This is a genomic window from Rhizobium sp. PEPV16 (assembly GCF_008919455.1).
Classification (GTDB): Bacteria; Pseudomonadota; Alphaproteobacteria; order Rhizobiales; family Rhizobiaceae; genus Rhizobium; species Rhizobium leguminosarum_Q.
Genome location: NZ_VSZV01000242.1, coordinates 6,558 through 16,980, shown reverse-complemented (window position 1 = coordinate 16,980; position 10,423 = coordinate 6,558). Strand labels below are relative to the sequence as shown.

Genomic DNA, 10,423 nt, shown 5'->3' with positions numbered 1-10,423 from the left:
GACCGGCTTCGCCGGCCCCCTCATCCGCCCTACGGGCACCTTTGCCTGGGTTGAGCCGCCGGTCTCAACCTTCGGACCCCCGCTGGGGAGAAGAGGGAGTCGAGAGGTCACGGCATGTCCCTTCGCCCCGCAAGCGGGGTGCGAGGGACGGGTCGAGACCTGTGGCTCGACCCAAGCGACAAGTTCTAACCCGCCGCCTCAATCGCCCTGCGCATCTCCCTCACAACAGCGACATCCGTCTTGTTCGTGCTTTTCGCCTCGAAGCCAAAAGCGACCGCGCGCGGATCGGCGCTTTCGACCGGTGAACTGCAGGAGCCGTGGACCTCGCGGGCGCCGGTCGCCTTTAATATCTCGCCGACATTGGTGGGGCGGATGCCGCTGCCGGGCATGATGGCGATGCGGCCGGCGGCCTTTGCCGAAATGCGCTTCAGCGTGTCGAGGCCGTCTACCGCCTTCAGCGCGCAGCCTGATGTCAGGATACGTTCGCAGCCGAGCTCGACCGCCTGCTCCAGCGCCTGGTCGGCATCCGGCACCAGATCAAAAGCGCGATGCAGCGTCGAGCCGAGTCCCGCCGCATGCGCCTTCAAACGTTGGATCAGCGGCATGTCGAGCGTACCGTCCGGCCGGTTGGCGCCGATGACCACGCCGGCAAGGCCTGATGTGCGCACGGCATCGATATCGATCATCATCGCTTCCTCATCCGCCCCGTCGAAGATGAAGGGGCCGGCGTGAGGGCGGATCATCGCATAGACCGGAATGGGCGCCCGAGCGGCGATCCGCATCAGGCTCGGCAGCGGCGTCAGGCCACCGAGCTCCAGCGCCGAGCAGAGTTCGATGCGCCCGGCGCCACCCTCGATCGCGGCGGCAAGGCCTTCGGCGCTGTCGACGCACACTTCGAGCAAAATCGTCACGCTGCAGTCTCCCTGGCTCCGGCGTCCGTCGGCGTTATGGTGCGTACGACGGTTTCCGAGGTAATTCTCGCCGCCACCTCGATGATGACAGTGCAGGCATCGGCGGCGGCTTTGCGATGGTTGAAGGCGACGTGATAGGACATCGGTAGATGCTCGTCGAGATCGACGATACGCACCTTGTCAGCAATCGGCATGGCGCTGACGCGGCCGAGGAAGGAAACGTAGCCATGATTGGCGACGAGGTCGACGATGACAGGCAGCGAATCCGCCGCGGTGATATCCTGGCCACGCAGACGCCGGTCGGGCGCGCGTTCGTAGCTGAAGGCCATGGCCGCATGGCCGAGGCCGGTGCGCGGGCTCGGCATGCAGATCGGATGGCCGGCGACGAGATCGGCAACGCTGGTTCCGGTACTATCCGGCGGCGCGATCACCACCATCTCGGTCTGCAGCAGTTCGCGATGCCGGAAGCTTTCCAGCCCGAAGACCGAATCCAGGATCGCGACATCGATGCGGCCGCTCTTCAGCGCCTCACGCAGATCGTCGGCAGTCATCGAGACCAGCGAGATCGCATTGTTGTTGCGGCGCATATTCCATTCCGACACTAGCGAGCCCAGGCAGCGCGCTACCCAGCTTTCCGATCCGGTCGGAATGATCGAGCCGATGCGCAGCGACCGGGCGGTGCGCCGATAACGCTCGTCGGCCGACGATTTGAGATCGTTCCACGCCTGACTGATCGCCATGAAGATCTGGTAGGCGCGCCTGCCCTCCTCCGTCAGCACCGAGCCCTGCGCCTGGCGCTCGAACAGGCGATGGCCAAGAAATTTCTCAAGATTGGCAAGCTGAAGCGAAAGCTGCGGCTGACCGAGGCGAAGGCGGCGAGCGGCCCGGTTGATGCTGCCCTGGTCGGCAACTTCGAGAAACCGCTCCATCGTGACGATCTTGACGGGAATGCGGGATGCCCAGGCCTCGTCGCTCTCGGCGGCGGCGGCGCCGTCGTGACCGGCCCATTGGCCGAGCTCAGCGATCGCAGCCATGATCGGCTTCAGGCCTTCCAGCACCCTGCCGCTCGCAATCAGCGTCGCCAGCTCGCCGGAGGCGCGTTCCGTCAGCGTCATTGCCAGTTCGGTCTCGAGATTATGGATTGCCGTCGAGACGGTGGAGGGCGACAGCTGGAAGCGCCGCGCCGTCTCGCGAACCGAACCGGAGGTCAGGACATGGCTTGCGATGAACAGGGTACGAAGATGCAAACGGCCGCCTCCGGAAAGCGCTGGAAAAACCGGACGATATGATGTGTTCAGGAAAAAAGATATCCCTGCCTCCGGAGAGGCGGGCTATCGTTCGATCATAGAAAAATCCGGCCGGCGGGAATCCGCAACAGAGCCGGGGAATATCGTGGAAACACGCAAGGGGACAAAAACAAATCGCGCCGGCCTTGGAAAAGGGAATGCGTTTCCGCGCGCGGAGGTGCATTCGCCGCCATAATCGTGCCGCGACCGCAAATACTGGAGGGGGCTTGCATCGATTTTTCGGGCATGCACGCTATTTCCATCACGCACGCAATTCCGGCATGATGGCGGCTTGGCCGCCTTCGCCGGCGGATTTCCTATGCGCAGGCCTCCCGCCCGGGGCTTGGGCCACTGCATAATTCCTTAAATCGGTATCGATTTAAGATAAAATTATGCAGCAATTCAAAGTGCTACAACGTCCTTGCACGTCTGAAAGACGTGCGGCGCTGTAGGTCAACGGTTTTTGAAAAAGGGGACTTTCCATGCTGAAGAAACTCGCACTTGCCGTTTCGCTCTCCGCCTTTGCAGTGGGTGCGGCCCATGCCGCCGACGTCGTCGTCTCGTCGAAGATCGACACGGAAGGCACGCTGCTCGGCAACGTCATTGCGCTCGCTCTCGAAGCGAACGGCATCAAGACGCAGGACCGCATCGCGCTTGGCGCGACACCGGTCGTGCGCAAGGCGATCACCGCCGGCGAAATCGACATCTATCCCGAATATACCGGCAATGCCGGCTTCTTCTTCAACAAGGCCGATGACGCCGCCTGGAAGAACATCGACCAGGGCTATGAGCTGGCGAAGAAGCTCGATTACGACGCCAACAAGATCGTCTGGCTGACGCCGTCGCCTGCCAACAACACCTGGGCGCTTGCCGTGCGCAGCGACGTCGCCGGCCCGAACAACTTGAAGAGCCTCACGGACTTCGGCAAATGGGTTGCCGGCGGCGGTGCCGCCAAGCTTGCGGCCTCCGCCGAATTCGTCAATTCGGCCGGCGCGCTTCCCGCCTTCCAGACGACCTACGGCTTCCAGCTGAAGCCCGACCAGATGGTCGTTCTTTCCGGCGGCGACACGGCGGCAACGATCAAGGCGGCCGCCGATCAGACGAACGGCGTCAACACCGCCATGGTCTACGGCACCGACGGCGCCATCGAAGCGGCCGAACTCACCGTTCTCGAAGACGACAAGAACGTGCAGCAGGTCTATGCCCCGACGCCGATCATCCGCGAAGAGGTGTTGAAGGCCAATCCGAAGATCGAGGAAGTGCTCTCGCCGATCTTCAAGAGCCTGACCGCCGACGAGCTGCGCAAGCTCAACGCCAAGATCCAGGTCGACGGCGAGCCGGCAAAATCCGTCGCCGAAGCCTATCTCAAGGAAAAGGGCTTCCTGAAGTAGTCATCGCTCGCTCCGCCCGATTGCGGGCGGAGCCTCCCTTCGCTGACAGGGTTGGCCAGACAGGATTGGGATTCATGGCAGAAACCTTAGCGGTCCGCAGGCTGGACCGGCTCGGCGTGGTTCTGGTGGCCGGCGGCATCGCGGCGACAGCACTGATGCCCTTCATCTACGTGAAGGCGAACCGCATCGCCGCCGGCAAGCCGATGCTGCTGATGCAGCTTCTTCCCCAACCTTCCGTCGTCATCCTGACCGTGCTTCTCCTTCTCACCGCCTTCGCCACGCTGTTCCTCACAAATGCAATAGCGCGGCTTTTCATCGCCACACTCTGCCTTGCGGCGCTGATCGTTGCGATCGGCTTCGTCTCGACGGCGGCAACGCCACCCGGCAGCACGGTGGCGCGCATGACACCCGGCGGCGGCTTCTGGGTGCTCTTTGCCGTGATCGGCCTCGTCATATCCGATGCGCTGGTGAAGATTCGGCTGGCGCCCTGGATGCGGGTCGCTGCCCTTGCAGCCTATACGGCGCTGCTCTTCATCTCGCTCTCCTCCGGCCTGCTCGACAGCCTTTCGATCATGAAGGAATTTTCGACACGGGCCCCGCAGTTCGAGACCGAAGCGATCTCGCATCTATTGCTGGCGTTCGGCTCACTTGCCATCGCCATTGTTATCGGCCTGCCGCTCGGCATCCTCTGCTTCTGGGTGCCGAAGCTGCGGGCCGTCGTACTGCAGGGGCTGAGCCTCATTCAGACGATCCCGAGTCTGGCGCTCTTCGGCCTGTTGATGCTGCCGCTCGGCTACCTCGCCACCCATGTGCCGCTCGCCGCCGCGATCGGCATCCGCGGCATCGGCACGGCGCCTGCCTTGATTGCACTCGTGCTCTACTCGCTGCTGCCGATCGTCGCCAACACCGTCGTCGGCCTGCAGGGCGTCGATCCCTCGGTGCGGGACGCTGCGGCCGGCATGGGGCTGACACGCTGGCAGATCCTTGTTGGAATCGACATGCCGCTCGCCTTTCCCGTCATCCTCACCGGCATCCGCATCGTGCTGGTGCAGGCGATCGGCATGGTGACGATCGCCGCACTGATCGGCGGCGGCGGCTTCGGCATCTTCATCTTCCAGGGGCTCGGCCAGACGGCCATGGACCTCGTCCTGCTCGGCGCCGTGCCGACCGTCTTCTTCGCCTTCTCATCGGCCGTCATCCTCGATGCGGTCATCGAAAGCATCCGGGGATCTGCCGCATGACCATGATCGAGATCAGGAACGTCACCAAGCGCTATGGCGCGGCCACCGTCGTCGACGACGTCTCGATGCGTGTCGAGAAGGGCGAGATTACCGTCATCGTCGGCACGTCTGGCTCCGGCAAATCGACGCTGATGCGGATGATCAACCGGCTGGTGCCGATCACCGAGGGCGAGATCTTCGTCGGCGGACAGAATGTGATGGACGTTCCGGTGACCGAGCTTCGCCGCAAGATCGGCTATGCCATCCAGGGGCACGGCCTCTTTCCGCACCGGACCGTGGCGCAGAATATCGCCACCGTGCCGCAGCTTCTCGATTGGGATTCCGCCCGCATCGCCAAGCGGGTCGAGGAATTGCTCGGGCTTTTCAACCTCGATCCGGCAAGCTTTGCCGACAAATATCCGCACCAGCTCTCCGGCGGCCAGCAGCAGCGCGTCGGTGTCGCCCGGGCGCTGGCGGCCGAGCCGGAGCTGCTGTTGATGGACGAACCCTTCGGCGCGCTCGATCCCGTCATCCGCGGCAAGGCGCAGGACGACCTGTTGGCGATCCAGAAGCAATTCGGCACGACGGTCATTCTTGTCACCCACGACATGGACGAGGCCTTCCATCTCGGCAACCAGATCGCGGTAATGAGCGAGGGCAGATTGCTGCAATGCTCGACGCCAGAAAAGATCCTCACCGAACCCGCCGATCCCTTCGTGCAGCAATTGACCGGCACCTCCGACCGGGCGCTGAAGCTGATGTCGCTGCTGCCGCTGAAGGAAAGCATGGAGCCGGCCAAGAACGGTCTCGCCTATGCCCTGCCGCAGTCGCTCAGTCTCCGCGACGCGCTGGCCGAGATGATCTGGCAGGGGGTCGACGAGGCGGCGGTGCAGGATGGCGAGAAAGCGCCGGTTGGATCGATCTCAATGACGCGGCTTCTCGAACTGGGCCGCAAGGCATGAAGCTCGTCGTCGCCAATCTCTTCCGCCTGGCGGCGCTCGCCTTGCTGCTCATCCTGCTGTTCAGGACGGAGTGGCTTTCCTTCCTGCTGGTGCCGCTGACCGGCAACAATGCGCCTGCCGTCTATACGCAGAACAGCCTTGCTTCGCTGGCTAGCGGCCATCTGCAGCTGGTGATCGGCTCGATCGTCTGCAGCGCCGTGCTTGCCGTTATCGGCGGCATCTTCGTGACGCGGGAAAGTGGGACTGACTTCCTGCCGCTGTCGCGCGCCATCGCCAATGCGGGGCAGACCTTTCCACCCGTCGCGGTGCTGGCGCTCGCGGTTCCCGCCACCGGCTTCGGCGCCATGCCGACGCTGATCGCGCTCTTTCTCTACGGCCTGCTGCCGATCTTCGAAAACACCGTCGCCGGGCTGAAGCAGGTTTCGCCGCAGGTTCTCGACGCCGCCGACGGCATGGGCATGAACGGCACGCAGCGACTGTGGCGCGTCGAGCTGCCGCTTGCCCTGCCGCTGATCCTCGAGGGGCTGAAGGTCGCGACCGTGATCAATATCGGCACGGCGACGATCGGCTCGACGGTGGCGGCCAAGGGCCTCGGCGAAGTCATCATCGCCGGGCTGATCTCCGACAATACCGCCTTCATCCTGCAGGGCGGCCTGATCGTCGGCCTGATGGCGGTGCTGATCTATGATGCCATGGGCTTGGTCGAAGGAGCGATTACGCGAAGAATCGGCTTGCGCGCGGCGTAAGAGGAGGGGTACCAAGACTGCGGCGCTGGTAGGGCAATGGGAGGCAGACTTGGCGAAGATGATCCACTCCATGATCCGCGTTCTCGATGAGGCGCGCTCCGTCGAATTCTACGAGAAGGCATTCGGCCTTTCGGTCGCCGACCGCGTCGATTTCGAAACCTTCACGCTGATTTACATGAGCAATGCCGAGACCGGCTTCGAGCTGGAACTGACCGTCAACAAGGGCCGGACCGCGCCCTACGATCAGGGCAATGCCTATGGCCATCTCGCCGTTTCTGTCGACGAGGTGGCGGTCGAGCGCGAGCGGCTGTCGAAGCTCGGGCTGAAGCCCGGTGAACTGGTGGAGCTCAACCGCGACGGAAAGCTCTTCGGCCTGTTCTTCTTCATCAGCGACCCCGATGGCTACAAGATCGAGGTGCTGCAGCGCCACGGCCGTTTTCTCTGAGGCATCCGACGCCGAACCACCGATACGTTCCAAGCCACAGATAATCCCACAGCTTCAAGCGGCATGCATGAGGAGCCCGCCATGATCGAAAAGACTGCGCTCAATTCCGGCTGGACGCTCTCCTGTAACGATACAGGCAGGCCCGGCCTGCCGGCTGCAATACCCGCGACGGTGCCGGGCTGCGTGCATCTCGACCTTCTCGCCAACCGGCTGATCCCCGATCCCTATATCGACGTCAACGAGATCACCAATGACTGGATCGGCAAGACCGACTGGACCTATCGCTGCAGCTTCGAGGCGATGCCTGGCGATGACAGGGTGCAGGAACTGGTCTTCGACGGGCTCGATACGGTCGCAGTGATATCCCTCAACGGCGAAGAGATCGGCCGCACCTTCAACATGCACCGTACCTATCGTTTCGATGTTTCCCGGCTCCTGAAGGCTGGCCAGAACGAACTCACGGTCACCTTCCGCTCGGCTTATGCCTATGGCGCGGAGATGGAGAAACATTACGGCTACCGTCCCAACAACTATCCGGGACCGGGCAATCTGATGCGCAAGATGGCCTGCAATTTCGGCTGGGACTGGGGGCCGACGCTGGTGACGGCAGGCCTCTGGAAGCCGGTCCGGCTGGAAAGCTGGGATCGGTCGCGGCTTGCCGAAACACGGGTATCGGCAACACGTGCCGGCGGCGACGGCCTGGTGAAGGTCCATGCCCGGCTGGCGCGGCAGGGCGACAAGACGCCGTTGAGGCTCGTTGCCGAAATCGGCGGCGTGACCACGACGGTGGCGATTGGGCCTGACGAAGACGCGGTTTCCTTCGAGCTTACCCTCCCCTCGCCGCAGCTCTGGTGGCCGCACCATCTCGGCGCGCAGCCGCTCTACCCGATGACCGTCAGGCTGATCGACGATTTCAGCGACGATCTGCTCGATGGCTTTGAAAGGGAGCTGGGTTTCCGCTCGCTGCGGCTCGATACCGCAGCCGACGAACACGGCTCGGCCTTTACCTTCGTCATCAACGACGTGCCGCTCTTCATCTGCGGGGCGAACTGGATTCCGGACGATTGTTTTCCATCGCGGGTGACGGCCGAGCATTATGCCGCGCGGATCGAGGAGGCAAAAAGCGCCAATATTCACATGCTGCGCGTCTGGGGCGGCGGCATCTTCGAGGCAGACGAGTTCTATGAGGCCTGCGACCGCGCCGGCATGCTGGTCTGGCAGGATTTCCTCTTTGCCTGCGCCGCCTATCCCGAGGAGGAGCCGCTCAGAAGCGAGGTCGAGGCGGAGGTGCGCGACAATGTCGTGCGGCTGATGTCGCATGCCTCGCTCGTCCTCTGGAACGGCAATAACGAAAACATCTGGGGCTTCGACGAATGGGGCTGGCGGCCGATCATCAAGGCAGGCGAAAGCTGGGGGCTCGGCTACTATCTCGACCTGCTGCCGAAACTCTGCGCCGAACTGGATCCGGACCGGCCCTACTATCCCGGCAGTCCCTATTCCGGCTCGATGGAGATCGAACCGAATGCCGACGCACATGGCTGCAAACATATCTGGGACGTCTGGAACGATGTCGGCTACGAGGTCTATCGCAACTATATCCCGCGCTTCTGCTCCGAATTCGGCTGGCAGGCGCCGGCCGCCTGGGCGACGATCGAAGAAAGCGTGCACGACGCGCCGCTGACGCCGCAATCGAACGGCGTCTTCCACCATCAGAAGGCAACTGATGGCAATGACAAGCTGATCCGCGGCCTGTCCGGCCATCTGCCGGAGCCAAGGACAATGGACGACTGGCACTTCGCCACCCAGCTCAATCAGGCGCGCGCCATCCGCTTCGGCGTCGAGCACATGCGCTCGCATCGCAATATCTGCAAGGGTGCTGTCGTCTGGCAGTTCAACGATTGCTGGCCGGTGACCTCGTGGGCGGCACTCGATTCGGCCGGGCGCCGCAAGCCGCTCTGGTATGCGCTGAAGGCCGCCTATGATCCGCGCCTGCTGACGATCCAGCCGCGCGCCGGCGGCCTTGCGGCGGTTGCGGTCAATGAACGAACGCTGTTCTGGCGGGCGAAGATCAGCGGCAAACGCATGAAGCTCGACGGCACCGTGCTTGCCGAATTCGAATTCTGGCGGCTGCTGTGCGACCGCTTCGAGGCAAAGGAATTTCCGCTGCCCGAGGATATCGTCACCCCCGGCTTACCGAAGGACGAACTCATCGTCGTGCAGATGCTGGACCGGCGGGCCTTCCATTATTTCGTCGAGGATATCGAGCTTACCCTGCCGGTACCGCGGCTGACGGTCGATGTCGTCGGGATCGATGGCGGGTATCAGGTCAAGGTGACGGCGCGAAATTTCCTCAAGGATCTCTGCCTGATGGCGGATCGACTGGATCCGGATGCCGTTGTCGACACGATGCTGGTGACCCTGCTGCCGGGCGAGAGCCATGTGTTTGCGGTCAGGACGGCAAGGACGATTGAAGCAGGTGACATCACCGTCGGCGCCGTGCTGCGCTCGGCCAACGATCTCGTCGCGGGGGACTAAAGAGGTCTCGCATCCCTGTGCTCGTCACAGGAATCCAGCCACCGCGCGTCCGCGCGGTGAATTGACCCGATACCTCAAGCGAAAAGTCTTCCGCGCCCAAGGACTTGGACGCACTGGATTCCTGTGACAAGCACAGGAATGAGGGTGAGCAAGCATCTGCCGGATCGAGTGCTCAATGACCTCGGGTAAGAGCGAAGCTCATCGCCAAACACCAAAAAGGCCCCGCATCCGCGGGGCCCTTCCAGCTCGGCCTATCGGACGACGTTACATCCAGTAGGGCGGCACGCCGTAGTAATCATAGACCCGGCGGCCATTGTCGTTGTACCAGGTGTCGTCATCGTCCGAATAGCTCGGGGCGCCTTCGATCTGCTCCTTGGTCAGGTCGATGCGATAGCCGTCCAGCTGGGTGTCGTAGTTCAGCTTTTCCCAGGGAAGCGGATAGTGATCGTGACCGATGCCCAGGAAGCCGCCGAAGCTCAGCACGGCATAGGCGACGCGGCCGTCGCGCTTTCCGATGATCAGGCGTTCGATCGAGCCGATATGCCTGCCATCCGGACCATAGACGCGGGTGCCCTCGACGCGGTCGCTGGCGATCAGCGAATGCGTGTCCTTGACATTCGGGTCACGGCGGGTGGCGTCAGTATCCTCGTTCAACATTGTGCACCTCCTTTTGGTGTTTCCTCATGATGGGTATGCAAGATCAACGTCATGGCGGACTCAAAGTTCCCATCCTTCCCACGATCTCGCGACGGGCGAATGTTGACGTTTACGTCAAGGTTAGTATAGCTTCATTCGGCTTGAACCGTTCAGGCAATGGCATAAGCTGCTGGACTGGAAGATGGAGGACTCTTCCAGTCAATTGTGGGCCAGCCGATTACCGGCGCGGCGGCCGCAAGGGAGAGAGGATACGATGAACAGCATTTCCGT

Annotated in this window: 9 protein-coding genes; 6 read left to right on the top strand and 3 right to left on the bottom strand. The window is 62.7% G+C overall.

Features of this window, described 5'->3' with window-relative positions; all coding sequences use genetic code 11:
• Positions 1-185 precede the first annotated feature (185 nt).
• Complete coding sequence (locus tag FY112_RS08930; RefSeq protein WP_017958822.1) at positions 186-911, bottom strand: copper homeostasis protein CutC; 726 nt, start codon at positions 909-911, stop codon at positions 186-188.
• Entirely contained in the window at positions 908-2,158 is a 1,251-nt protein-coding gene (locus FY112_RS08925; RefSeq protein ID WP_151518203.1) for a LysR family transcriptional regulator, read from the bottom strand. Before FY112_RS08925 ends, FY112_RS08930 begins: the two co-directional genes overlap by 4 nt.
• A gap of 521 nt (positions 2,159-2,679) precedes the next feature.
• Between FY112_RS08925 and FY112_RS08915 the strand changes: the two genes are divergently transcribed.
• From FY112_RS08915 to FY112_RS08890, 6 genes are all read left to right on the top strand, one after another.
• Positions 2,680-3,588: an ABC transporter substrate-binding protein gene (locus FY112_RS08915; protein WP_017990158.1), complete on the top strand. Its 909-nt coding sequence runs from the start codon at positions 2,680-2,682 to the stop codon at positions 3,586-3,588.
• Positions 3,589-3,662: 74 nt separating this feature from the next.
• Complete coding sequence (locus FY112_RS08910; RefSeq protein WP_131627941.1) at positions 3,663-4,829, top strand: ABC transporter permease; 1,167 nt, start codon at positions 3,663-3,665, stop codon at positions 4,827-4,829.
• The gene (locus FY112_RS08905; protein WP_017958818.1) at positions 4,826-5,770 is read left to right on the top strand and encodes an ABC transporter ATP-binding protein; all 945 of its coding nucleotides are present in this window, start codon (positions 4,826-4,828) and stop codon (positions 5,768-5,770) included. Before FY112_RS08910 ends, FY112_RS08905 begins: the two co-directional genes overlap by 4 nt.
• Positions 5,767-6,516, top strand: coding sequence for an ABC transporter permease (locus FY112_RS08900; protein WP_151518202.1), 750 nt, complete (start codon positions 5,767-5,769; stop codon positions 6,514-6,516). The genes FY112_RS08905 and FY112_RS08900 overlap by 4 nt, the downstream gene beginning before the upstream one ends.
• A gap of 49 nt (positions 6,517-6,565) precedes the next feature.
• The gene (locus FY112_RS08895; protein ID WP_131627937.1) at positions 6,566-6,961 is read left to right on the top strand and encodes a VOC family protein; all 396 of its coding nucleotides are present in this window, start codon (positions 6,566-6,568) and stop codon (positions 6,959-6,961) included.
• An 81-nt stretch (positions 6,962-7,042) separates the two neighbouring features.
• Positions 7,043-9,496, top strand: a complete 2,454-nt coding sequence (locus FY112_RS08890) for a glycoside hydrolase family 2 protein (protein ID WP_151518201.1) — start codon at positions 7,043-7,045, stop codon at positions 9,494-9,496.
• A gap of 264 nt (positions 9,497-9,760) precedes the next feature.
• Here FY112_RS08890 and FY112_RS08880 read toward each other — a convergent pair whose 3' ends face one another.
• The gene (locus tag FY112_RS08880; protein WP_017958814.1) at positions 9,761-10,153 is read right to left on the bottom strand and encodes a PRC-barrel domain-containing protein; all 393 of its coding nucleotides are present in this window, start codon (positions 10,151-10,153) and stop codon (positions 9,761-9,763) included.
• Between the last annotated feature and the right edge of the window lie 270 nt (positions 10,154-10,423).

What these genes read in the sequence shown, in the direction of transcription:
- FY112_RS08915 (WP_017990158.1), top strand. Translation starts at nt 2,680, where the DNA reads ATGCTGAAGAAACTCGCACTTGCCGTTTCGCTCTCCGCCTTTGCAGTG.
- FY112_RS08910 (WP_131627941.1), top strand. Translation starts at nt 3,663, where the DNA reads ATGGCAGAAACCTTAGCGGTCCGCAGGCTGGACCGGCTCGGCGTGGTT.
- FY112_RS08905 (WP_017958818.1), top strand. Translation starts at nt 4,826, where the DNA reads ATGACCATGATCGAGATCAGGAACGTCACCAAGCGCTATGGCGCGGCC.
- FY112_RS08900 (WP_151518202.1), top strand. Translation starts at nt 5,767, where the DNA reads ATGAAGCTCGTCGTCGCCAATCTCTTCCGCCTGGCGGCGCTCGCCTTG.
- FY112_RS08890 (WP_151518201.1), top strand. Translation starts at nt 7,043, where the DNA reads ATGATCGAAAAGACTGCGCTCAATTCCGGCTGGACGCTCTCCTGTAAC.
- FY112_RS08880 (WP_017958814.1), bottom strand. Translation starts at nt 10,153, where the DNA reads ATGTTGAACGAGGATACTGACGCCACCCGCCGTGACCCGAATGTCAAG.